Origin of the sequence: Kribbella sindirgiensis (assembly GCF_004331435.1) — a bacterium.
Taxonomy (GTDB): Bacteria; Actinomycetota; Actinomycetes; order Propionibacteriales; family Kribbellaceae; genus Kribbella; species Kribbella sindirgiensis.
Map to the genome: position 1 here is coordinate 359,060 of NZ_SJKA01000003.1, position 23,286 is coordinate 382,345.

The 23,286-nt window shown below is 69.3% G+C and carries 23 protein-coding genes and 1 tRNA gene; 13 read left to right on the forward strand and 11 right to left on the reverse strand.

Annotated elements, in window-relative coordinates; all coding sequences use genetic code 11:
• Positions 1 to 110 precede the first annotated feature (110 nt).
• The 3 genes from E0H50_RS10205 to E0H50_RS10215 are packed head-to-tail and all read left to right on the forward strand — an operon-like array spanning position 111 to position 3,656.
• Positions 111 to 1,415, forward strand: a complete 1,305-nt coding sequence (locus E0H50_RS10205) for a type III PLP-dependent enzyme domain-containing protein (protein ID WP_131286406.1) — start codon at positions 111 to 113, stop codon at positions 1,413 to 1,415.
• Between the two features lies 1 nt (position 1,416).
• Positions 1,417 to 3,015, forward strand: a complete 1,599-nt coding sequence (locus E0H50_RS10210) for an N-acyl-D-amino-acid deacylase family protein (protein ID WP_131286408.1) — start codon at positions 1,417 to 1,419, stop codon at positions 3,013 to 3,015.
• Positions 3,016 to 3,017: 2 nt separating this feature from the next.
• Complete coding sequence (locus E0H50_RS10215) at positions 3,018 to 3,656, forward strand: bifunctional 4-hydroxy-2-oxoglutarate aldolase/2-dehydro-3-deoxy-phosphogluconate aldolase (RefSeq protein WP_131286410.1); 639 nt, start codon at positions 3,018 to 3,020, stop codon at positions 3,654 to 3,656.
• Here the strand turns inward: E0H50_RS10215 and E0H50_RS42825 are convergent.
• Genes E0H50_RS42825 through E0H50_RS10230 form a run of 3 tightly spaced genes read right to left on the reverse strand, consistent with a single transcriptional unit; the run spans position 3,643 to position 6,285 of the window.
• Positions 3,643 to 4,335: a DUF4097 family beta strand repeat-containing protein gene (locus E0H50_RS42825; protein WP_165547052.1), complete on the reverse strand. Its 693-nt coding sequence runs from the start codon at positions 4,333 to 4,335 to the stop codon at positions 3,643 to 3,645. The genes E0H50_RS10215 and E0H50_RS42825 overlap by 14 nt on opposite strands.
• Positions 4,335 to 4,979: a response regulator transcription factor gene (locus E0H50_RS10225; protein WP_131287013.1), complete on the reverse strand. Its 645-nt coding sequence runs from the start codon at positions 4,977 to 4,979 to the stop codon at positions 4,335 to 4,337. The genes E0H50_RS42825 and E0H50_RS10225 overlap by 1 nt, the downstream gene beginning before the upstream one ends.
• Positions 4,980 to 5,007: 28 nt before the next feature.
• Positions 5,008 to 6,285, reverse strand: a complete 1,278-nt coding sequence (locus E0H50_RS10230) for a sensor histidine kinase (RefSeq protein WP_131286414.1) — start codon at positions 6,283 to 6,285, stop codon at positions 5,008 to 5,010.
• A gap of 166 nt (positions 6,286 to 6,451) precedes the next feature.
• Between E0H50_RS10230 and E0H50_RS10235 the strand changes: the two genes are divergently transcribed.
• Positions 6,452 to 6,955 (forward strand): hypothetical protein, encoded by a 504-nt coding sequence (locus E0H50_RS10235; RefSeq protein WP_131286416.1) that lies wholly within the window; start codon positions 6,452 to 6,454, stop codon positions 6,953 to 6,955.
• Here E0H50_RS10235 and srmL read toward each other — a convergent pair.
• Entirely contained in the window at positions 6,945 to 8,063 is a 1,119-nt protein-coding gene (gene srmL / locus E0H50_RS10240; RefSeq protein ID WP_131286418.1) for a PheS-related mystery ligase SrmL, read from the reverse strand. The genes E0H50_RS10235 and srmL overlap by 11 nt on opposite strands.
• 226 nt (positions 8,064 to 8,289) lie before the next feature.
• Between srmL and E0H50_RS10245 the strand changes: the two genes are divergently transcribed.
• Positions 8,290 to 9,333, forward strand: coding sequence for an alpha-hydroxy acid oxidase (locus E0H50_RS10245; protein WP_131286420.1), 1,044 nt, complete (start codon positions 8,290 to 8,292; stop codon positions 9,331 to 9,333).
• A gap of 135 nt (positions 9,334 to 9,468) precedes the next feature.
• Complete coding sequence (locus E0H50_RS10250) at positions 9,469 to 10,050, forward strand: formyltransferase family protein (protein WP_131286423.1); 582 nt, start codon at positions 9,469 to 9,471, stop codon at positions 10,048 to 10,050.
• Positions 10,051 to 10,302: 252 nt separating this feature from the next.
• Here the strand turns inward: E0H50_RS10250 and rplA are convergent, their stop codons facing one another.
• From rplA to E0H50_RS10275, 5 genes are all read right to left on the reverse strand, one after another.
• Positions 10,303 to 11,025, reverse strand: a complete 723-nt coding sequence (gene rplA, locus E0H50_RS10255) for a 50S ribosomal protein L1 (RefSeq protein ID WP_131286424.1) — start codon at positions 11,023 to 11,025, stop codon at positions 10,303 to 10,305.
• 74 nt (positions 11,026 to 11,099) lie between these two features.
• Positions 11,100 to 11,531, reverse strand: coding sequence for a 50S ribosomal protein L11 (gene rplK, locus E0H50_RS10260; RefSeq protein ID WP_131286426.1), 432 nt, complete (start codon positions 11,529 to 11,531; stop codon positions 11,100 to 11,102).
• 12 nt (positions 11,532 to 11,543) lie between these two features.
• Positions 11,544 to 12,437, reverse strand: a complete 894-nt coding sequence (gene nusG / locus E0H50_RS43745) for a transcription termination/antitermination protein NusG (RefSeq protein WP_420323243.1) — start codon at positions 12,435 to 12,437, stop codon at positions 11,544 to 11,546.
• 355 nt (positions 12,438 to 12,792) lie between these two features.
• On the reverse strand, positions 12,793 to 13,035 hold the full coding sequence (secE, locus tag E0H50_RS10270) for a preprotein translocase subunit SecE (protein WP_130384685.1): 243 nt from the start codon (positions 13,033 to 13,035) through the stop codon (positions 12,793 to 12,795).
• 55 nt (positions 13,036 to 13,090) lie between these two features.
• Positions 13,091 to 13,163 (reverse strand) — tRNA-Trp (locus tag E0H50_RS10275).
• Positions 13,164 to 13,442: 279 nt separating this feature from the next.
• On the opposite strand from E0H50_RS10275, the gene E0H50_RS10280 reads away from it, so the two are divergent.
• From E0H50_RS10280 to E0H50_RS10295, 4 genes are all read left to right on the forward strand, one after another.
• Positions 13,443 to 14,636 (forward strand): pyridoxal phosphate-dependent aminotransferase, encoded by a 1,194-nt coding sequence (locus E0H50_RS10280; protein WP_131286430.1) that lies wholly within the window; start codon positions 13,443 to 13,445, stop codon positions 14,634 to 14,636.
• 37 nt (positions 14,637 to 14,673) lie between these two features.
• Positions 14,674 to 15,708 (forward strand): adenosine deaminase, encoded by a 1,035-nt coding sequence (locus tag E0H50_RS10285; protein WP_131286432.1) that lies wholly within the window; start codon positions 14,674 to 14,676, stop codon positions 15,706 to 15,708.
• Complete coding sequence (locus E0H50_RS10290; RefSeq protein ID WP_131286434.1) at positions 15,675 to 16,274, forward strand: histidine phosphatase family protein; 600 nt, start codon at positions 15,675 to 15,677, stop codon at positions 16,272 to 16,274. Before E0H50_RS10285 ends, E0H50_RS10290 begins: the two co-directional genes overlap by 34 nt.
• 63 nt (positions 16,275 to 16,337) lie before the next feature.
• A complete protein-coding gene (locus E0H50_RS10295; RefSeq protein WP_131286436.1) occupies positions 16,338 to 17,708 on the forward strand; it encodes a TrpB-like pyridoxal phosphate-dependent enzyme in 1,371 nt (456 codons plus the stop codon).
• 4 nt (positions 17,709 to 17,712) lie between these two features.
• On the opposite strand, the gene E0H50_RS10300 is transcribed toward E0H50_RS10295, so the two are convergent.
• On the reverse strand, positions 17,713 to 18,216 hold the full coding sequence (locus E0H50_RS10300) for a hypothetical protein (RefSeq protein ID WP_131286438.1): 504 nt from the start codon (positions 18,214 to 18,216) through the stop codon (positions 17,713 to 17,715).
• A 252-nt stretch (positions 18,217 to 18,468) separates the two neighbouring features.
• Between E0H50_RS10300 and E0H50_RS10305 the strand changes: the two genes are divergently transcribed.
• The 3 genes from E0H50_RS10305 to E0H50_RS10315 are packed head-to-tail and all read left to right on the forward strand — an operon-like array spanning position 18,469 to position 21,070.
• Positions 18,469 to 19,815, forward strand: coding sequence for an NsdA family TPR-like regulatory protein (locus E0H50_RS10305; RefSeq protein ID WP_131286440.1), 1,347 nt, complete (start codon positions 18,469 to 18,471; stop codon positions 19,813 to 19,815).
• Positions 19,812 to 20,435 carry a 2'-5' RNA ligase family protein gene (locus E0H50_RS10310; RefSeq protein ID WP_131286442.1) on the forward strand — a complete coding sequence of 208 codons (624 nt, stop codon included), beginning with the start codon at positions 19,812 to 19,814 and terminating at the stop codon, positions 20,433 to 20,435. Before E0H50_RS10305 ends, E0H50_RS10310 begins: the two co-directional genes overlap by 4 nt.
• Positions 20,432 to 21,070 (forward strand): hypothetical protein, encoded by a 639-nt coding sequence (locus E0H50_RS10315; protein ID WP_131286444.1) that lies wholly within the window; start codon positions 20,432 to 20,434, stop codon positions 21,068 to 21,070. The genes E0H50_RS10310 and E0H50_RS10315 overlap by 4 nt, the downstream gene beginning before the upstream one ends.
• Here the strand turns inward: E0H50_RS10315 and E0H50_RS10320 are convergent.
• Positions 21,064 to 23,286: an FAD-dependent oxidoreductase gene (locus tag E0H50_RS10320; RefSeq protein WP_131286446.1), complete on the reverse strand. Its 2,223-nt coding sequence runs from the start codon at positions 23,284 to 23,286 to the stop codon at positions 21,064 to 21,066. The two genes, E0H50_RS10315 and E0H50_RS10320, sit on opposite strands and share 7 nt — an antisense overlap.

The following is a 23,286-nucleotide window of genomic DNA, read 5'->3' on the forward strand; positions in this document are numbered from 1 at the left end:
GGGTGATGGGATGGGGTGCGTTGACGCGGCTTCGGGCGCGATGCTACAACCGACGAGTCAGAATGCGCAATGAGCGTTGCGTATTTTGCAATCCCAACCCAGGGGGTTAGATGCCTGCTTACGATGCCGACACCGTCGCCGCTCTCGCCGATCAGCAGGTGAGCTGGCAGGACAAGGCCCTGCCGCCCGCCTTCTGGGGCCGCACCGTCGCGGAGGTGCTGGCCGGTAAGCCCCGGCTCTCCCAGCTCCCCACTCCGCTGATGACGCTGTCGGCCCCCGGCCTGCGGCACAACGTCGACACCCTCGCCAGCTGGTGCACCCGGCACGGCGTGGAGCTCGCGCCGCACGGCAAGACGACGATGGCGCCCGCGCTCTGGGCGATGCAGCTGGACGCCGGTGCCTGGGCGATCACGCTGGCCAACGGGTTCCAGCTCGGTGTCGCCCGCGCGTACGGCGTACAGCGCGTGCTGATCGCCAACGCGGTGATCTCGCCCCTGCAGCTGCGCTGGATCGCGGACGAGCTCGCGAACGACCCGTCGTTCGAGGTGCTGGTGTGGGCCGACTCGGTCCGCACCGTCGAGCAGATGGAAGCGGCCCGCTCGGCGTACGTCGGCGCGGACGCGCGACCGCTCGACGTGCTGGTCGAGGTCGGCGGCATCGGCGGCCGGACCGGCGCCCGTGATCTCGAGACCGCACTGGCCGTCGGCGACGCGATCGCCGACGCGTCGACACTGCGGCTGGCCGGCGTGGCCGGGTACGAGGGCGCGATCGGGCACGGTGTCGACGAGGCAAACCTCGAGGAGGTCCGCGCGTACCTGCGGGAGCTGGCTACCGTCCATCACCGGCTGCGGCCGAAGTACGACGACGACGTCGTGCCGGTGGTCAGCGCGGGCGGAAGCCAGTACTTCGAGCAGGTCGCGAAGGTGCTCGCTTCGGAAGCGGGCGAAGGCGCCCGGGTGGTCCTGCGTTCCGGCGCGTACATCGCCCACGACGACGGGCTCTACCGTCGTGTGTCGCCGCTCGGCGAGCACCCGCGGACGGACGGCGAGCAGCTCGTGCCCGCGATGCACGGCTGGATGCGGATCACGTCCCAGCCCGAGCCCGGCCTGGCGATCTTCGACGGCGGGCGCCGCGACTTCCCGTTCGACCAGGACTATCCCGAGCCGCAGCTGATCCGCCCGCGGCCGGACGGCTCGCCGATCCTGCCGGCCACCGGGATGAAGGTGACGAACCTCAACGACCAGCACGGCTTCCTGCTGTTCGGCGACGACCAGGACGTCGTGATCGGCGACGAGCTGCGCGTCGGGCTGTCGCATCCCTGCACGGCCTTCGACAAGTGGGGCCTGATCCCGGTCGTCGACGACCCGGACGCCGCGGATCCCGTGATCGTCGACCTGGTCCGGACGTTCTTCTGACATGAGCGATGTTCTGATCACGGGCGCGCTGGTCGTCGACGGCTCCGGCGCGCCCGGGTACCACGCGGACGTCGCCGTCGACGCCGGGCGGATCATGGCCATCGGCAACGACCTGCCGGCCGCGCACCGGAGGATCGACGCGAACGGGCTGGTGCTGTCGCCCGGGTTCATCGACATGCACTCGCACTCGGATCTGCAGATCCTGGTCAACCCCGACCACACCGCCAAGGTCAGCCAGGGCGTCACGCTCGAGGTTCTCGGGCAGGACGGCCTGTCCTTCGCCCCGATCGACGACCCGACGCGGGCCGTCGTACGCCGCCAGATCGCCGGCTGGAACGGGGAACCGGACGACTTCGACTTCTCCTGGTCGACGGTCGCCGGGTACCTCGACCGCCTCGACCAGAGGATCGCCTGCAACGCGGCGTACCTGGTCCCGCAAGGGACCTTGCGCCTGATGGTCGTTGGCACCTCCAACCGTCCGGCGACCGTCGACGAGCTCGCGCGGATGAAGCAGCTGCTCGCCGACGGGCTGCGCGACGGGGCGGTCGGGATGAGCAGCGGGCTCACGTACACGCCCGGCATGTTCGCCGGCACCGACGAGCTGGTCGAGCTCTGCGAGGTCGTCGCGGCGTACGGCGGGTACTACGCCCCGCATCAGCGCTCTTATGGCAAGGGCGCTCTCGAGGCGTACGCCGAGATGGTCGACGTCGCACGCCGCGCCGGGTGCGCGCTGCACCTGACCCACGCGGTGATGAACTTCGCCCCGAACGCGGGCCGAGGCTCGGAGCTGGTCGAGATGATCGACAAGGCGCTCGCGTCCGGGGTCGACGTCACCACCGACACCTATCCGTACCTGCCCGGGGCCACCACCCTGGCGGCGATCCTGCCGAGCTGGACGGCCGAGGGCGGACCGGACGCGCTGCTCGCCCGGCTCCGCGACCCGTCCGCACGCGAGCGCATCAGCTACGAACTGGAGCAGGTCGGATCCGACGGCTGCCACGGCTGCGTGGTCGAGTGGGACACGATCGAGATCGGCGGCGTGCGCAACCCGGCGCTGTCCAGCGCGGTCGGCAACACCGTCGCGGCCCTCGCGGAACGCACCGGCAAGCCGGCCTCGGAGGTCTTCTTCGAGATCCTGCTGGCCGACGACCTCGCCACCTCGATCCTGCAGCACGTCGGCCACGAGGAGAACGTGCGCGCGATCATGCAGCACCGGTCGCACACCGGCGGATCGGACGGGATCCTGGTCGGCGGGAAACCGCACCCGCGCTCCTGGGGGACGTTCCCGCGGTACCTCGCCCGCTACGTCCGTGAGCTCGGCGTACTCGACCTCGCCGACTGCATCCACCACCTCACCGGCCGTCCCGCCCGTCGCCTCCGGCTCCCGGACCGCGGGCTGATCCGCGAGGGGTACGCCGCCGACCTGGTCCTTTTCGACCCCGCGACGGTTCAGGACACCGCCACGTTCCCTGACCCCCGCCGGCAAGCGGCAGGTATCCCGTACGTCTTCGTCAACGGCACCCCTGTCATCGACGACTCCCACCGAACGACCGCCAGCCCCGGCCGATCGATCCGCCGTACCTCAGCTGAGAGGAACTAGTTGTGAACACCCTGGAGCTGCTCCGCGCCGACCGGGTTCTGACCGTGGTGCGCGCACCGGAGATCTCGGACGCCCGCGACCTGTGCGCGGCATTGGTCGCCGGTGGCATCCACGTCGTCGAACTCACCTACACGACCCCGGACCTCCCGCGGCACCTGGAGCGCGCGGCCTCCACCGCTGCCGAGACCGGCGCGGTCGTCGGCGCGGGCACCGTCCAGACCGGCGACCAGGCCACGCAGGCGATCAACGCCGGCGCCCAGTTCCTCGTCACCCCCGGGCAGGGCCCTGAGGCAGCGGCGATCGCCGAGGCCGCGCGGACCGCCGGTATTCCCGTCGTCCTCGGCGCCTTCACGCCGTCCGAGGTGATGACGGCGCTCGCTCTCGGCTCGGCCGCGGTGAAGATCTTCCCCGCCCACCAGCTGGGCCCGAAGTACTTCAAGGACCTCAACGGCCCGTTCCCCGGCGTACCGCTGATCCCGTCCGGCGGCGTCAACGCCACCAACGCCCACGACTTCCTGGCCGCCGGCGCCCTCGCCGTCAGTGCGGGAACGGACGTCGTCTCCCCCGCCGATGTGGCCGCCGCGAACTGGGAGGCGATCACCACGAAGGCCAAGACCTTCTGCGCCGCTATTGCACAGTGATGCTGCCGTAACTGGTGCGCAGGTAGAGGCGGTTCGAGGAACTGGCGTCGTTCGGTACGTCGATCTCAGTGGACCCTTGCGCCGCCAGCGCATCGATCGCGTACGTCGCCGTCCGTGGCAGCTGCACCATGAGCGAGCCGTCGCTCGCGGTGGCGTTGACCTGTTCCGGCGCGCTGTCGAACTGCAGGTCGACCGAGCCATGCTCCGCGTCCACCGAGACCCGCGGGCTCCGCAGCCGGGTCAGCGTGATCGATGCGTCGGTGGCTTCCACCGTCAGTGGCGACGCGACGCCGGTCGCGGACATCGACGTACCGTCCGCCTTCGCGTGCACAGCGGCCGAACTCGGCACCTCCACCGTCAGCTCCACGTCGCAGTGCACATCGGGACAGGTGGTCTCCACGTCCAGCACCCCACCGGTCGTCGACACCTTGACGGCCGGCTGCGCGGCGGCGTACGTCCCGTCGACCGTCACATGCACCTGTCCGTCGGCGCTGGCCAGCAGTTGCATCTCCACGCCGGACACCACCTTGACGCCTTGCGGGCCGGGCGTGAACGAGGCCGAGTAGTCGTACGGCAGCTTCCCGCGAATCAACGACACGGTCACGGCCGCGCCGGTGATCACGAACACCAGCACCGGTATCAGCCCGATGAGCAGCATCCTGCGCTGCGCGGTCGTCATCACGTGTCCAGGTACTTGAGCACGGCCAGCACCCGCCGGTGCTCGCCGTCGGTCGGCGACAACCGAAGCTTCAGGAAGATGTTGCTGATGTGCTTCTCCACGGCGCCTTCGCCGACGACGAGCGCCTGGGCGATCCCGGCGTTCGACCTGCCCTCCGCCATCGCCCGGAGAACGTCCTGTTCCCGCGGACTCAGCACCGCGAGCGGATCCACCTTCCGCGATCGCACCAGCAGCTGCGAGATCACCTCCGGATCCAGCGCCGCGCCACCGCCCGCGACCCGGCGCAGCCCGTCGATGAACTGATCCACATCCGCCACGCGGTCCTTGAGCAGGTACCCGACACCGCCCGGGTTCCCACCGATCAGTTCACTCGCGTAGCGCTCCTCGACGTACTGCGACAGCACCAGGACGCCGACCTCGGCGTACTGCTCGCGAATCACCAACGCCGCCCGCAGCCCCTCGTCGGTGAACGTCGGCGGCATCCGTACGTCGACCACGCACACGTCGGGCCGATGCGCATCGACCGCCTTCAGCAGCGCGTCACCGTCGCCGACGGCCGCGACCACCGCACAGTCCTGCTCCTCCAGCAGCCGCACGATGCCCTCACGCAACAGCACCGAGTCCTCGGCGATCACCACCCGCATCCGCGCAATCTCCTCATCCACGGTGTTTTCATCCACAGGGCACCTCCGCGGTCAGCGTGGTCCCGCCACCCGGTGGACTGTCCACCGTGAGCCATCCGTCGACACCGGCCACCCGATCGCTCAGCCCGCGCAACCCGGTGCCCTTGGACGGATCGGCGCCACCCTTCCCGTCGTCCCGGACCTCGATCCGCAGGACGTCGCCCTTCCGCGTCACCGAAACCTCCACGTGCGCCGCCTGAGCATGTTTGCCGACGTTGGCCAGTGCCTCCGTCACCACGAAGTAAGCGATCGACTCGATCGTCAGCGACGGCCGTTCGTGGATGCCGATCCGCAGGAACATCGGCACCGGTGATCGGACCGCGATCGCCGACAGAGCCGCGTCCAGACCGCGATCGGTCAGCACCGGCGGATGCAGCCCTCTGACCAGATCGCGAATCTCGGCGATCGCCTGCATCGCCTCCGAATGCGCCTCCTCGATCAACGCGCGCACCGCGGGCTCCTTGCTCCCCAGGCGGTTCTTCGCCCGGCCGAGTGTCATGGCCAGCGAGACCAGCCGCTGCTGTGCGCCGTCGTGCAGGTCGCGCTCCATCCGCCGCCGCTCGGCCTCGACGGAGTCGACCACCTGCTGCCGGCTCGTCACCAGCTGCGTGACGCGCTCCGCCAGGGCACCGCTCTCGGACCGGCCGAGCAACCTCCGCGCAAGCTCCGCGTCCAGCGCCGACGCCAGCCGGATCAGCCAGGGCGACACCACGAGCAGGAACACGGCCGCGACGATCGCCACCATCACCGCGAGTTTGGGCGAGTCGATCACGAACGGCCCGAGCTGCGCCTGCGACGCCGCGAACCGGCGGTAGTACAGCGGCAACGCGATCAGCACCGGCGGCACCGACCACGCGGCCGGGATCAGCACCAGCCAAACGATTGCCAGCGGCAACAGCAAGACGTAGTACAGGAACTGCTGCCACATCCCCCGGTCGGTCACCGCGAGCCGCGCGTCGGCGACCCGTGATCCGGCCGGCGGCGGTGGGATCAACGGCGGGACGACCTGCCCGCGGGTGATCTTCGCCCGCGCTCGCTCCCACCCGGCCACCAGGTACACGAACCGATTCGCGCCGACGCTCAGCGGAATCCCGACGTACCCGAGCGGCCACGCCAGCACGGCGACCAGGACCGTGGCCAGCACCAGCAGTCCGGAGGTGAGCACCACCACCACGTCGCCCAGGATGTGGATGGTTGCCAACCACAAGTACGGCGAACGCCAGAGCCCCCACGGCGTCCGGGGAACCGGATTCGCCGCAACCGTCATCCGGACCACCTCCCCGTGTCAGCGCCTGCTTGCGGTCACAACTTACGTCGTCGGCGCCGGCGGGCGGCATGAGGACAGCCCACGGGCTCGACCGGGGGTTATCCCCACCCCGGTTCGTGGGCTGGCCGGACTGTGCCGGACGGCCGCCGCCGGAATCCTCGAAGGTATGACGACGACAGCGATCACCAACGACCTGAGCGTGGACGGGAGACTCGGCGACGCAATCGACGACCGGGTGGCCGACGCGCTCGACGACTACATCGCCGAGGGCCGGCTGGACGGCAGGATCCGGGCCCGTCGCTCCCCCGGAGGTCTCGCCGCGCTGGTCGCCGCCGGGGTCGCGGCGGTGCTGCTTCCTTGGTGCCTGATCCTCGCGGCCACGCTGCCGAGCACCTACCAGGCGGGCCACTGGAAGCTCACCTGGATCGGCCTCGACTGCGGCACCGCGATCGCCGCCGGACTCACGGCGTACCTGCTGCACACACGCAACAGGTACGCCGCTCTGACCGCGATGGCCGCCGGGACGCTGCTGATGGCCGACGCCTGGTTCGACGTGAGTACCGCGGCAGCCGGGTTCGACCGCACGCTCTCGCTGACCGAGGCGCTCGTCCTGGAGCTGCCGCTGGCGGTGTGCGCCTTCGTGGTCGCTGCTCGCGAGCTCAGACGATGAGTTCCAGCACGGGGCCTTCGTGCAGGGCTCGGTAGACCTTGTCCCGCAGGACGTTGGCCTCGGCATCGGTGAGCGTGCGATCCACCGGGCGAAGGACCAGCCTGACCAGGAGGTTCCGTTGACCGGGAGTCATCTGCAGGCGCTCACGGGCGGACGCCGGCAAGTCGTCGTACGACGTTTCGCCCAGCACCTCCAGCGACTCCGCGGCATCGGCGTCCTGGCCGAGCGCGGCGCGCACCTTGTCACCGAGTACCTCCGCCGACACGTCCGCCGAGGCGTCGACGACGACGGACAGGTCGCGACGTACCGGCGGCATCGACGAGACCGCCTTGTACGGCGCGAGATCCAGCATCTGACCCGCCACCCGCGGATCCGTCGAGCGGAGCAGGCGGATATCGCGGATCCCCTTGCGGAGCATGAGCAGCCGGTCCAGGCCGGGGCCCATCGCGAGACCGGTCCAGCTGTCGTCGAGGCCGGCCATCCGCAGCACGTGCGGCGCGGCGACCCCGCACTCACCGATCTCGATCCACTGGTCGTCCAGCAGGACATCGATCTGCCGTCCGTGGATCGTGTACGGGTGGACGGCCGGCACGGTCCGATAGGTCTGGCCGGGCAGGACGGTGTCGACCAGGCGGGCGATCATGTCCTCCAGTTCCGGTTCGCCCAGCGTCACGTTGCGGCTGACCCGCCACAGGTCGAGCTGATGCGGCGTACCCGTGTGCTGCCAGTCGACCGAGTCCCGGCGGTAACAGATACCGGCACAGATCATCAGCACATCGGACGACTCCGACCCGGCGAGCTCACGGAGCGCCGGCGGAATCATTGCCGACGTGTGGCTTCGCAGCACCTCGGTCCCGGACACGTAGCGCGTGTAGCGGGCCTCCCGGGTCACCGCGTCGGCGGCGTACCCGAGATTGTCGTAGTTGTCGGCCATCGGTACGACGGGATGGTCGCGACGGGTCCAGATCTCGGTGTACGGCCACGTGGCGCCAAGCGCCGTACGGATCGAATCGACGACGAGCTGGACGGCATGCGGGCCCTGAGCCGGATCGGTGAGGTCGCGCAGCGCGAGGGCGGAGTGCAGTTCTTCAACAGTGAGGACAGACATGAGTTTCTCTCCAGGATGACGGTCTCGACGGGGGTCCACCCCGGTCGGCCGCGGTCACCTCAGGAGAGAGCGCAGCAGCAGCTCACCCCGTCGGCACCGTCGTGCCGGCCGGGGCGCAGAAATCGCTGCCCGTACTGCGTCATGGCGTCCACTGTACCGTCCGGCCACGACTGTCCGCCGCGATATTCGGTCCGCCGCGGAACCACCGGGTGCGACGATGGGCCGCATGCGATGGATCGACGCCCTGGAAGGCGCGGCCGCCGGCAAGCTGCCGGAGGCCGTGCACCGCTACTTCCGGCAGGGCTCCGCCGGCGGGGTCAGCGTCGGCGAGGCGACCTCCGCCTGGTCGGCGTACCGGTTCCGTCCGCATGTGCTGAACGACGTCTCCACCGTCGATCTGAGTACGACGGTGCTCGGCACACCCGTCGACGCCCCGATCCTGGTCGCGCCGTCGACGATGCAGCGGCTGGCCGACCCGGACGGCGAACTCGCGATGGCACGCGGCGTCGGCGCGGCGAGATCGGTGCTCGGTGTCTCCAGCAACGCCGGTACGCCGTTCGCCGAGCTCGGGGCGACCGGTGTTCCGTGGTGGCTGCAGATCTACGTCGTGCGGAATCGGGAGATCACCGTCCGGATGCTCGACGCCGCCGCCGAGGCCGGGGCGCGAGCGGTCGTGCTCACCGTGGACACTCCGGTGGTCGGCCGGAAGGAAGACGAGGGCGAGACCGTCTGGGACGTCGCGCAACCGGGACAGTTCCTGGCCAACCTGCCCGACGGCGACTGGAGTGACGACGACCTCGCGAAGGCCGACGACCTGAACCCCGACGTGATCGGCTGGCTCGCGGAACGCACCGGCCTTCCGGTGGTGGTGAAGGGCGTCCTGCGCGGCGACGACGCCAAGCGCTGCGCGGACGCGGGTGCCGCCGGCATCATCGTCTCGAACCACGGCGGCCGCCAGCTCGACGGCTCGGTCCCCACGGCCCAGGCGCTGCCCGAGGTCGCCGAAGCCGTCGCCGGAAGCAACCTCGAGGTGTACGTCGACGGCGGCATCCGCCGCGGTGAACACATCCTCGCCGCGCTGGCCCTCGGCGCCCGCGCGGTCTTCGTCGGCCGTCCCGCGCTGTGGTCCCTGACCGTCGGCTCGTCCGAAGGCGTCACCCGCCTCCTGACCGACCTCGCCGACGAACTCGACCACACCCTCCGGCTGGTCGGCGCCGCCACACCCTCGTCGCTCGCGCCGGACCTCGTCACTTCGACGGGAGCGAGATGAGCTTGCGCATCGTTGGGCTGAACGCGTTCCTGCCGGGGTTAAGGCTCGTCCACGAGTTTCGCCGAACGGAACGGCCACGACCTGGTCCTGGTCGCGACACTGCCGGACACCAGCAGGTACGGCGCCTCCGACCCGATGGTCGCGGGTCTGCCGGACACACTGAACGTGCTGGTCACCCGCAAGCTCCGGACCGTTGCCGCGCCGATGATCGCCGCGCTCCGGGCGGACGTGATCATCTCGGCCGCGTTCCCGCGCCTGATCCCGGCCGAGATCCTCGAAATCCCGGCGTACGGCGCGATCAACTGCCACCCGTCGCCGCTCCCGGCCGGACGCGGGCCGACGCCGCAGCGGCTGATCTACGAAGGTGACGAGCGGGTCGGAGCGACCGTGCACCGGACCGCGGCGGAGTTCGACACCGGCGCGATCCTCGCCCAACGGATCGCGCCACTGCCCGACGACCTGAACGGCTCCGGCCTCATGCAGTCCTGGCGAACGCTGCTCAGCGCATGCCTGGACGAGGCCGTACCCAAGCTCGTCGCCCTCAACGTCACCGCACCCACCGCCCAGCTCGAACTGGACGGCACCACCCACCTCATCACCCGAACCGACCCAGCCACGATCCACAGCACCGCGCCCCCAGGCACCGTCCTGGAGAAACACCCCAACGGCTGGACCATCCAAACCGCAGACCTCCCGCTCCGCCTCACCCACGGCTGATCCCGGCGCTTCTGGCTGAACGCGGGCGTTCGTGGTGCCAGGCGACAGGAAGCGGTGGGTGGAGACCTGCTATTTCCTGTTCAACGGCACCGGTTCGAGGACCACGCCCCAGCGATCAACCCGCACATTCGCGGCAACCCCACCCAGCCATGAACTGCATATCCACTACGGCGCTGCTCAACCTGCCGGTCACCACAAGCAGAAAGCCCCCGGGAGATCCCGAGGGCTTTCTGGTGACTGCGGTGGTGAGGCTCAGGCCTCGGCCGGCTCCTCGGTGAGGTTGCGGCTCAGGTTGGGGTCAACCTGGACACCCGGCCCCATCGTGGTCGAGAAGACCGTCTTCTTGATGTAGCGGCCCTTCGAGCTGGCCGGCTTCAGCCGGAGGATCTCCTCGAGCGCGGCGCTGTAGTTCTCCACCAGCTGGGTCTCGTCGAACGAGGCCTTGCCGATGATGAAGTGCAGGTTCGCGTGCCGGTCGACCCGGAACTCGATCTTGCCGCCCTTGATGTCGTTCACGGCCTTGACCACGTCCGGGGTCACCGTGCCGGTCTTCGGGTTCGGCATCAGACCACGCGGGCCGAGCACCCGGCCGAGGCGGCCGACCTTGCCCATCAGGTCAGGGGTCGCGACGACAGCGTCGAAGTCCAGCCAGCCGTCGGTGACCTTCTTGATCAGGTCGTCGTCGCCCACGAAGTCGGCGCCGGCGGCCTTCGCGGCCTCGGCCTTCTCACCGGTGGCGAAGACGAGGACCCGTGCCGTCTTGCCGGTACCGTGCGGAAGGTTGACGGTGCCACGCACCATCTGGTCGGCCTTGCGAGGGTCGACCCCGAGACGCATCGCGACGTCCACGGTGGAGTTGAACTTCTTGCTGCCGGCCGCTTCCTTGGCGAGCTTGATCGCCTCGAGCGGCGTGTACAGGTGATCGAAGTCGATCTTCTCTGCGGCGGCGCGGTAAGCCTTGCTGCGCTGTGCCATGACTGGTTCCTCTCTGGGGTGTGGTCTCCGGGCGGCGCTTCGCCCTGCCACTACTACGTGTGAAGTGGTACTGATCAGCCGTCGACGGTGACGCCCATGGAGCGCGCCGTACCCTCGATGATCTTCATCGCCGCGTCGATGTCACGGGCGTTCAGATCCGGCATCTTGGTGGTGGCGATCTCGCGGACCTGGTCCTTGGTGATCTTGCCGACCTTGTCCTTGTGCGGGACCGGCGAGCCCTTCTGCAGACCGGCGGCCTTCTTGATCATCTCCGGCGCCGGCGGCGTCTTGGTGATGAAGGTGAAGGAACGGTCCTCGTAGATGGTGATCTCGACCGGCACCACGTTGCCACGCATGGACTCCGTCTGGGCGTTGTACGCCTTGCAGAACTCCATGATGTTGACGCCGTGCGGGCCGAGCGCGGTACCGACCGGCGGGGCCGGCGTCGCGGCACCGGCCTGGAGCTGCACCTTGACCAGGGCAGCGATCTTCTTCTTGGGAGGCATTCTGTCGGGTCCTTAGACTTTCTGGATCTGGTTGAAGCTGAGTTCCACCGGGGTCTCCCGGCCGAAGATCTCCACCAGGGCCTTGATCCGCTGGGCCTCGGCATTGATCTCCGTGACTGTGGCGTGCAGGGTCGCGAACGGCCCGTCGACCACCATGACCGAGTCTCCGACACCGAAGTCGGCGACCTCGACCTTCTTCTTCGCCGCGGTCTTGGCGGGTGCGGCGCCGGCTTCGGCGGCCGCCGCCTCGGCTGCCGCCACGACAGCCGGAGCGAGCATCTTCTCGACCTCTTCGAGGCTGAGCGGGACCGGCTTCTGACTGTTCCCGACGAAGCCGGTCACCGACGGCGTGTGCCGCACGGTCGACCAGGACTCGTCGGTCAGGTCCATCCGGACCAGCACGTAGCCGGGGAGCACGGTGCGCTTCACCATCCGGCGCTGACCGTTCTTGATCTCGGCGACCTCTTCGGTCGGCACGATGATCTCGAAGATGTAGTCCTCCATGTTCAGGGAGTTGATCCGGTTCTCCAGGTTGCCCTTGACCCGGTTCTCCATCCCTGAGTACGTGTGCACCACGTACCAGTCGCCGATCTGCGACCGCAGCCGGCTGCGGAGCTCCTCGAGCGGGTCGCCCGGCTCTTCGGGCTCCGCCTCCTCGGCCTCCGCGTCGTCCTCGTCGGCGTCCGTCGCGGCGGCGGCCGCGGCCAGCGCGTCCACGTCGGCGTCGTCGTCGGCCTCGTCGTCACCGCTGGAGAAGACCACCTCGTCGGCCGCGGCGGGTGCCTCGGCGGTGGTCAGCGGAGCGGTCTCGGCGGTCTCCTCGGCCAGTTCCTCGGCGGCGTCCTCGACGTCGTCCTCGGTCACGACCTCGGCGGCCTCGGACTCGTCGGCCGCCGGGACGACCACGACCGGCTCGTCGTCGGACGTGTCGGCGTCCGCCCGAGGCGTCTCCGCCTCGTCGTCGGCGGAGTACTCGTCGTCGTCCACATCGTCCTCGTCCTCGCCGGCGTCATCGTCGTCGAGATCCGCGAACGGGTCGTCGTCGTCATCGTCGTCGTCAGCGAACAGATCGTCATCGGTGGCGTTCTCGTCGAAGTCGAGATCGAGGTCGGCGTCGGATACGTCGAACTCGTCCTCGTGGTCGAGGACCTCGTCGTCGCGCTCGGACACGTCGTACTCCGTCATCTGTGGATCGGGGTCTTGTTCTGCTTCGGGTCGGGTCAGGAACCCGGGACCTACGGTCGGATCGTGGTGGGCGGCCTCAGCCGAAGATCTTGAACATCGCCCAGCCGAAGGCGAGGTCGAGGACCGAGACGATCGCGATGACGAACACCACGAAGGTCAGGACGACCACGAAGTAGGTGGAGAGCTGCTTGCGGGTCGGCCAGACGACCTTGCGGAGCTCGGCGACCACCTGGCGGTAGAAGCGCAGCAGGCCCCTGCCCTGCTTGCCTTCCGCAGGCTTGCCGGCGCCGGACGGTGCCGGGGTGCGCGTCTCCGTCACGACCTACCTCTTTCGCTAGCGGCGGCCTGACCGGCCCTGCGCCGGTCAGGATTTGCAGGGCACGAGGGACTTGAACCCCCAACCTTCGGTTTTGGAGACCGATGCTCTGCCAGTTGAGCTAGTGCCCTCTGCAATCCATCCGGACGCCGCGTCGGACCTGATCTCGGGCATGCCGGATCAGGGCCACCAACGCCCGGACCTAGAGAAGTGTACGGGGTCGGAGCCACCTGGTCGAACTCAGCCTCGACCCCGGTCCTTTCCCGTACAGCCCCTCATCGGGCGCCGCACCGCGGTCAGAACCATACAGCCTCCAGATGGTCCCAACGGACAGTGCCCCCGGCGCGTTCCCCGCCCAGCCCGTGAAACCCGCGAGCACCGCCGTACGGCGTGGTGCCAGGATGGGCCGCATGGGTTCCAGGATCTCGGCGCGGATCGGCGCCATCAGTGAATCGGCGACGCTGGCGGTCGACGCCAAGGCGAAGGCGCTCAAGGCGGCCGGGCGGCCGGTGATCGGGTTCGGCGCGGGTGAGCCGGACTTCCCGACGCCGGACTACATCGTCGAGGCGGCGGTCGCGGCCGCGCGGGACCCCAAGAACCACCGGTACAGCCCCGCGGGCGGCCTGCCGGAGCTCAAGCAGGCGATCGCGGACAAGACCAAGCGCGACTCCGGCTACGAGATCGAGGCCTCCCAGGTCCTGGTCACCAACGGCGGCAAGCACGCGGTGTACAACGCGTTCGCGACGCTGCTCGACCCGGGCGACGAGGTGCTGCTCCCGGCGCCGTACTGGACGACGTACCCGGAGACGATCCGGCTGGCCGGCGGCGTACCGGTCGAGGTGTTCGCCGACGAGTCGCAGAACTACTCCGTCACCGTCGAGCAACTCGAGGCGGCCCGGACCCCGAAGACCAAGGCCCTGCTGTTCTGCTCACCGTCGAACCCGACCGGCGCGGTCGACAGCCCGGAGACGATCGCGGCGATCGGCCGGTGGGCGCTCGAGCACGATCTGTGGGTGATCACGGACGAGATCTACGAGCACCTGACGTACGGCGACGTGCGGGCGACGTCGATCCCGGTCGCCGTACCGGAGCTGGCCGACAAGACCGTCGTACTGAACGGCGTCGCCAAGACGTACGCGATGACCGGCTGGCGGGTCGGCTGGATGATCGGCCCGAAGGACGTCATCAAGGCCGCGACGAACCTGCAGTCGCACCAGACCTCGAACGTGTGCAACATCGCCCAGCGGGCCGCGCTGGCCGCGGTGTCCGGCGACCTGAGCGCGGTCGACGAGATGAAGGTCGCGTTCGACCGGCGGCGGCGGACCATGGTCCGGATGCTCAACGAGATCCCCGGCGTCGAGTGCCCGGAGCCGACCGGCGCGTTCTACGCGTACCCGTCGGTCAAGGGGGTGTTCGGCCGGGAGATCAACGGACGGACGCCGGCCACGTCGGCCGAGCTGGCCGATCTGATCCTCGACGAGGTCGAGGTGGCGGTCGTACCCGGTGAGGCGTTCGGCGCGCCCGGGTACCTGCGGCTCTCGTACGCGCTCGGCGACGACGACCTGGCCGAGGGGCTCGGCCGGATCGCGAAGTTGCTGAGCTGATTTCGCGGGGCGGGTATTGGATCGGTAACCTTCGGTAATGACGCAGCGGGATCTGCGGGTGCTGCCGAAAACACACCTGCATCTGCACTTCTCCGGGTCGATGCGGCACCTGACGCTGGTCGAGCTGGCGGACAAACACGGCGTACGGCTGCCGGACGCGCTGCGCACCGATTGGCCGCCGGAACTGTCGGCGGCGGACGAGCGCGGCTGGTTCCGGTTCCAGCGGCTGTACGACATCGCGCGCTCGGTGCTGCGGACCGAGGACGACGTGCGCCGTCTGGTCCGGGAGGCGGCCGAGGACGACCGGGCGGACGGCTCGCGCTGGCTGGAGATCCAGGTGGACCCGTCCGGGTACGCGAACCGCTTCCACGGGATCACCGAATTCACCGACCTGGTGCTGGACGCCGCCCGCGACGCGTCGGCGTCGACCGGGATCGCCGTGCAGGTCATCATCGCCGCGAACCGCACGCGGCATCCGCTCGACGCCCGCACGCTGGCACGGCTCGCATCGCAGTACGTCGGACGTGGCGTGGTCGGGTTCGGCCTGTCGAACGACGAGCGGCGCGGTACGACGTCGGAGTTCGAACCGGCCTTCCGGATCGCCCGCCACGCCGGGCTGCTCGCCGCACCGCACGGCGGCGAGCTGTGCGGTCCGGCGACTGTGCGGACCTGTCTGGACGAGCTCGGCGCGGGCCGCATCGGCCACGGCGTCCGTTCCGTCGAGGACCCCGACCTCCTGAAGCGCGTAGTCGACGCGCAGATCGCGTTGGAGGTCTGCCCCGCGTCCAACGTCTCGCTCGGCGTCTATCGCCGCCCTGAGGACGTCCCCCTCCGCAGACTCTACGAAGCAGGCGCCCGCATCGCCCTCGGTGCCGACGACCCCCTCCTCTTCGGCTCCCGCCTGGCCGAACAGTACGAAACCGCCCGCACCGTCCACGGTTTCACCGACGCCGAACTGGCCGACCTCGCCCGCAGCTCGGTCCTGGCCTCCACCGCCCCACCCGAGGCCCAAAAAACCCTCCTCACCGAAATCGACGAATGGCTAGGAACCCCCGCCACAGTCCCCGCCTGACCTACCTGGCCCGCCACGGCCAAACCGAGTGGAACGCCGCAGGCCGCCGTCAGGGTCGCCTCGATTCACCGCTTACCCCACTCGGCCTCGAACAGGCCCGCCAGAACGCTCGCCTGTTGCTCGATGAGGGCATTGACGCGATCTTCGCCAGTCCGCTCGGCCGGGCGCATCGAACGGCCTCCCTCATCGCGTCGGAGCTCGGGCTGACTGTCCAGGTCGTCGACGATCTGGCCGAGATCGATCACGGTTTGTGGTCGGGGCTCGGGTCGGCGGAGATCGATGCGCGGTGGCCGGGGCAGCGGGATGCGCGGGAGCGGGACAAGTACACCTACCGGTTTCCGGAGGGTGAGAGCTACGCGGACGGTGAGGTACGGGCCGGGCGCGTGCTGGAGGAGATCGAACGGAGCGGCGTACGGCGGCCGTTGCTGGTGTCGCACGAGATGATCGGGCGGATGCTTCTGCGGCAGCTCGGAGTACCGGACGCGCTCGCCACCCGGCAGCCCTCGGACCTGGTCTACCGCGTGCGTGCGGGCGGAGTGGTCGAGGGGTTGTCGAGTTCCGGATAAGTGCTGGTTGCGTTCCGGTTCAGGTCATTGTTCGGGGGGCGGTGCGGGCCTAACTTTGCGTGCATGACGCCGACGAAGATCCTGCTGCCAGAGGACGAGCTGCCCACCCGTTGGTACAACGTGCTGCACGACCTGCCGACGCCCCCTCCGCCGGTGCTGCATCCGGGGACAGGGCAACCGATCGGGCCGGACGACCTCGCGCCGCTGTTCCCGATGGACCTGATCCTGCAGGAGGTCTCACAGGAGCAGTACGTCGACATTCCGGGTGAGGTGCTCGACGTCTACCGGCTGTGGCGGCCCAGCCCGTTGTATCGCGCGCACCGGCTGGAGAAGGCGCTCGATACGCCGGCGCGGATCTACTACAAGTACGAAGGCGTCTCGCCGGCCGGATCGCACAAGCCGAACACCGCGGTCCCCCAGGCGTTCTACAACGCGAAGTCCGGCGTCCGGAAGCTCACCACCGAGACCGGCGCCGGCCAGTGGGGTACGGCGCTGGCGTTCGCCTGCGCGCAGTACGGACTGGAGTGCGAGGTCTGGCAGGTGCGGGCGTCGTACGACCAGAAGCCGTACCGGCGCACGATGATGCAGGTGTTCGGGGCGACCGTGCACCCGAGCCCGTCCGACCTGACCGAGGCCGGGCGGAAGATCCTCGCCGGTGACCCGGACTCCACCGGCTCACTCGGGATCGCGATCAGCGAGGCCGTCGAGGCCGCGGTGCAGGATCCCGAGGTGCACTACGCGCTCGGGTCGGTGCTCAACCACGTGCTGCTGCACCAGACCGTCATCGGCGAGGAAGCGCTGATGCAGCTCGCGATGGTCGGCGAAACACCCGACCTGATCGTCGGCTGCACCGGCGGCGGGTCGAACTTCGGCGGCCTGGCGTTCCCGTTCCTACGGGAGAAATGGGCCGGCCGGATGTCCCCGGTCGTGCGGGCGGTCGAGCCGGCCGCGTGCCCGTCGCTCACCCAGGGCACGTACGCGTACGACTTCGGCGACACCATCGGGATGACGCCGTTGATGAAGATGCACACGCTCGGCCACGACTTCATCCCCGATCCGATCCACGCCGGCGGTCTGCGGTACCACGGGATGAGCCCGCTGATCAGCCACCTCTACGAGACCGGCGAGATCGAGGCCGTCGCCAAACCGCAGTCCGAGTGCTTCGCCGCCGGTGTCCAGTTCGCCCGGACCGAAGGTATCGTTCCGGCGCCCGAGCCCACCCACGCGCTGGCGGCCGCCGTCGAGGAAGCCCAACGCTGCAAGGAGTCCGGCGAGGAGAAGGTCATCCTCACCGCCCTCTGTGGCCACGGACACCTCGACCTCGCGGCGTACGACGCCTACCTGTCCAATGCCATCACCGACCGCACCTGGGACGACGCCGAGATCCAGTCGGCAGTAGCCGAGGCCCTGACGCACCTACCCGCGATGAGCTGACATCTCAGCGCCCGCCGCGCTTCCACCAAGGCTTGGGCCGCTTCGCCACCGCGGTGAGCCAGCCCTCCGGGATGGCCCAACCGCGGGAGGTCAGCGCGTCGAAGTACTGCACCTTCAGGCTGTCCGGCAGCCAGTACGTCGCCTTGCGGCCGCCGGACGCCTCGAAGTACGTCGTGCGTTGGCGGCGGCTCCACACCGTCGCCTGGCTCGAACTGTAGGCAAGCCGGACGAAGTCCCAGCGCGCCTGCTCGTCGTCCATGTCGAAGGGACGCTCGACCACGCGTCCCTTCGCCTGCGGCTCCTGCTCGATCTCGTCGATCAGCTTCTGCACAACGGCCCGATCGTCGGTGAGCTCCACCGGTAGCCGCAGTCCCACCGGATCCAGCACCACTGCACCCAACCGCGGCCGCGCCACCTCCAGGAACACCTCGAGCAGCGCGAACCCTTCCTCCACCCGCCCGAACCGCTCCAGTTCGGCGTGCAACGTCGTCACGGCTTCCTCGGGCATCCCACAACTTTATCGAGCGCAACCAGTGAGGGGCTGCCCCTATCTGCCCCGGGATGCCCCGCCACCCTCACGCTCAGCAACCGCCGACGCACGCCGAAATCACGGCCGATGCGTCGGCATCCGCGTTCCACGGCGGCCGAGAACCCCTTTTTCCACAGGGATTCGGGGCATCTCGGGGCAGTGTGGGGCAGATCGTCCACAAGGCCCGATTTCGCCGTCGCAGAGGGTGTTCAGCGCCTTACAGTTACCGCCATGTCAGGGCCGAACGAGTTTCTCCGCGAGGCGCGAGAACGCACCCCATCACGGCGCGCACCGGGCGAACACATGTCCCGCAGCGAGCTGGCCGACACCATCTGCGCGTGGCTCTGGGACACCACCGAGATCAAGTACGAGCTCGACGGCCACTACATCGCCAAGCTGGAACGCGGCGCGGTCCGCTGGCCCGGCGCGGCGTACCGCTCCGGGCTGCGCCACGTGCTCGGCGTTGCCTCCGACAACGACCTCGGATTCTTCCCGCCCGCCGGCCTCGCCCTGACCGAGCCGGAGCTGACGCCGCCGGCGTCGATGGCCGGTCACGACGACGACCTGGTGACCGCGGGCGACGAGTCCATCGGGCTGCTGTCGTTCGCGGAGGAGTCGAACGTCGGCGAGCTCACCGTCGAACAGTTGCACGCCGACATCGAGCGGATCGCGCAGTCGTACCTGCGGACGCCGATCCGGCCGTTGTTCGCGAAGAGCCGCGCGATCCGCGACCGCGCCTTCGGACTGCTCGCCGGCAACCAGTCGCCGCGCCAGTCCCGGGACCTGTACGGCGCCGCCGGCTGGGCGATCACGCTGCTGGCCTGGATGTCGGTCGATCTCGGCCGGCCGGACATCGCCGAGGGCCACACCCGGACGGCGTGGGCCTGCGCCGAGGCCGCGGATCACGACGTACTGCGGGGCTGGATCCGCGCCACCCAGCACACCGCCGCGTTCTGGCAGGAGGACTTCGCCCGCGCGGCGGCGTACGCCGAGGACGGCCTGCGGTACAACGCCGGCACGGCACGGCTCTTCCTCGCCAGCGCGGCCTCGGTCGACCTCGCCCGCGCCGGGCGCACGGACCGGGCCCGTGACCTCCTCGACGTCGCCCGAACCCTCGCCGTCCGCCCGGCCGACTCCGAACCAGGCGGCGTCCTGCTCTGTACGCCGGAACGCGCCGAAGGACTGTGGGCGGACACGCACCTGGCGTTCGGCGACGCCCAACGGACCGCGGATCACGCCGACCACAGCATCTCCCTGTTCGAGGCCGTCCCGTACGCGCTCCGGAACGCCGGTTCCGAGCGGATGGCCCGTCTGCAGCAAGCGAAGGCCCGGCTGCTCCTCGGACACCTCGACGGCGCGATCGAGGCGGTGGACCCGGTGCTGGAGCTCCCGCCGGAGTACCGCGTTCGCCCGTTGATCCAGCGCCTCGCGGAGGTCGCGGCCCTGACAGCGCCGTACGCGCGGAGCCCGAAGGGCCGGATGCTGCGGGACCGGATCGCGGAGTTCACCCAGCAACCCGGGCTACCGGCCCGCCTGACCACCCCGGACCGACGACGCGTGATCGAGGAGCACACATGATCAGGGAAGTCCGCGATCACTGGTACTGGCGCCCGAACTGGCGTCCCGGGCGGTCGTTCTACACGTGGCACGTCATCTTCCCGAACGATCCCGTGCTGACCGACATGCACGCGGCGTACCGGCGGCTGGTCGGTTCGCTGCCCGGGATCACGCCGGTGCCGGTCCAATGGCTGCACCTCACGCTGCAGGGCATCGGGTTCGCCGACAAGGTCTCGCAGTCGGACCTCGATCCGATCATCGACGCGGCGCAACGCCGGCTCGAGTACTTCCGGCCGTTCGAGATCAAGGTCGGCCCCGCGGTCGTCGACGTCGAGAGCCTGCAACTCCCGGTCTCCCCCGTCGACCGCCTGCGCCGCCTGCGCGCACAGCTCCGCGCCGCGATCACCGACGTCTGGGGCAGCGACTCCGTACCCGCCCTCCCAGAGCTCGACCCCCACATCTCCCTCGGCTACTGGAACCAGCCCGCCCCGGCCGACCCCCTCCGCCAACGCGTCAACGCCCTCCCCGGCGGCACAGCCCGAACCGAACTGACCCAAGTCAGCCTCATCAACCTGAACCGAGACAACAACCACTACGAGTGGACCACCTACGCAAACCTCCGCCTCGGAGTACGCCGATGAACGCATCCCTCTCCTCCGACGTGGCGGCACCGATCATTCGGGCCCTCCTCGACTTCCGCACCCTGTGGACAACCCACGATCTCGTGACGACCAGCGGGGTCACGGCGCCGTCCGTCCGCCGGGTGATCGGCCAGCTGGAGCGCGAGGATCTTGTGGAGCGCAAGGCTCCCGGCGTCTTCGCCGTACCGAGCTGGCTGGCGCTCCTCCATCGCTGGAACCAGGACTTTGCCTTCAGCCGCAACCCCTGGTTGACGTACTGGCGAAGCAGACACGATCTCCAGACGCTCCTCGACCGCATCCCAGGTACGTCGGTCCGCCATGCGGTGAGCGGCACGGCGGCCGCCCAGCGGTGGGCTCCGGACACTCCGGCCGGGCCCACCGTGATCTACACGCCGGATGCTCGGTCCGCCGCCACCTTGTGGGAGCTGGTGCCGTCGAGGAGCAAGACGATCGTCCTGGCCCAGCCGCCGACCGAGCTGCCGTACACCCGCACACGAAAGCTGGAATCCGGCCTCCGCCTGGCTGCACCGACCCAGGTGCTGTCCGACCTGCTAACCGGTGCAGCCAAGTCCCCCAGCGCCGCCGAGCCGCTGACGCACTGGATGCTGCAGCACGAGCTCGAGTGGCGTTACTGAGGTGACGAGTAGGCGCGGATCGAGACCACGTGGGCGCGTTGGGCGCCGTTGGTTTGGCGGGTGGTGAGGCGGAGCTGGGTGGCTCGCGCACGGGTTTGCAGGTGGTGGTGCTGGGTGCGGTGGTGGTTGTCGGTGACCTCGGCGACTCGCTGCCACGGGCCGTCGCCGTCCCGGACCTCCAGGTCATAGGCAGCGAGCAGCGTCGGGAGGGTCTCGAACGGGGTCCGATGATGGTGCAGGTTGATGAGGTCCTCTTGGACGTCGGCGTCCAGGACGACGACGATCTCGGAGAGTTCGACCGGCTCGGGCCAGGTGAGTTCGAGCCAAGGCTCGGAGTCCCACGCAAGATCTTCGGACGACCACAGGTTCGGCCCGCCGTACGGCCGGGAGTAGCCGCCGATCACCTTGTCCGGTGCGTACGCCGCGGTCTCACCAAGACGGATGCACAGACCCCCGCGAGGCAGGATGTGCTTCCAGGGGCGGAACTGCTCGCTCCACTGTTCGTCGGCCGCCGGGTCGCGATGAGCAAAGTGAACCGTCCCCGGAAGCCCCGTCGCAGCGGTGTGGACGGAGATGTCCGGCGTGCTGCGCAGGACGACGAACGCGTTGGACGGAGCTGCCGGACGCCAGGCCAACGGGACCTGGATCCAGCGCTTCTCCCCAGTCGGTACCTCCACGGTGCAGGAGTCGACGAGCTGCGCCGGGAGGTAGTTCTGCGCCTTGACCGGGTCGTGCAGCTCGACGGTCAGGGAACCTCCGGCCGAGTCGACGAGTAGCTCGAAACCGTCGAGCGCGGGGTCAACCGGAATGACGATTCCGAGGTCGGTGGTCAGCGGCAGCGTTCCGGCCGAGACCTCGAGCGCCGGCCGGGTCAGGGTCGACGATGCGGTGACGGTCGCCGACAGGGCAACGTTTTCCGGATCGTCGTCGACGACCCCGAGAACCGACGCGTCGGCGCGGGTCAGCGCGTGCTTCAGGAGGCCGAACCGGTCGTGTGCCAGCTCGCGCGGCGTCAATCCGTTGCGCAGGGCAACAGCTGCGCCGACGCCGGCCGCCTCACCGAGCAGCGCACAGGTCGCCATCACCCGCGTGGTCCCGAACGCGACATGGCTCGCGCTGATGTTCCGCCCGGCCATCCACAGATTCCGGACGTTCCGTGAGTACAGGGAACGCAGCGGAATGTGGTAGTTCCCGTCCGGATGCCAGTGCTTCGAACCGCGCTCGGCCGCGTACACGCCGCCGGGCGGGTGCAGGTCGATCGACCAGCCGCCGAAGGCCACCCGGTCGTCGAAGTCGGTCTGCTCGAGCACGTCGTGCTGGGTCAGCACATGGTCGCCGAGGAAACGCCGGTACTCACGTTTTCCGGGGACCGACCCGATCCATTCCAGGGTCAGGTTGTCCGCGTCGAACCGCCCGGAGTTCTTGATGTGGTCCCAGATCCCGTACACGACGGCCTGCAGTTCGTCGCGGATCGCCTCGTTGTCGTCGACGACGTCCAGCTCACCGCCCCACTCGATCCACCAGAACGCGCAGCCGTTCATATCCGTCCGGATCACCCGGCGTTCCGGAATCGCGGTTTCCGTGACGTCCCGGGCGAACGACGGCGGCACGAACCGGACCGGTTCCCCGGCATCCTTGCTGTAGAAGAGGATCGTGCTGCCGAGCGTGTTCGAGTCCGGTACGTCGGGCGCCCACGACTCGTCGTACTGCGAGCGCGGCTCCCGGCCGGTGCGGAAATCCGCGCCGGAAAGCATTCCGACCAGCCCGTCCCCCGAGCAGTCCACGAACACCGGGCTGACGAACCGGATCTCCTTCTCGGACCCCATCTGCCACCCGGTCACCGACCGGATCTCACCGTCCGCGGCCTCGACGGACCGGACGTCGGTGTTCAGGTACAGCGTGATCCGCGGCTCGGCGCGGACCGCCTCCAACAGCACGAGATCCCAGTAGTACGGGTTTCCGAGCGGATTCCGGAACTGGTTCTCGACGAACAGCTCACCCATGATGCCGGTCTCGCGGGCGAAGCTCTGGACGCCGTGCGCGGTCGCCCCGCACACCCACACCCGCACCTCACTGGACGAGTTGCCGCCGAGCACCGGCCGGTTCTGCACCAGCGCCACGGTGCTCCCCTGCCGCGCGGCGCCGATCGCCGCGCAGATGCCGGCGAGCCCACCGCCGACGACGGTCAGATCGGACTGGACCTCGAGCTGCTGCAT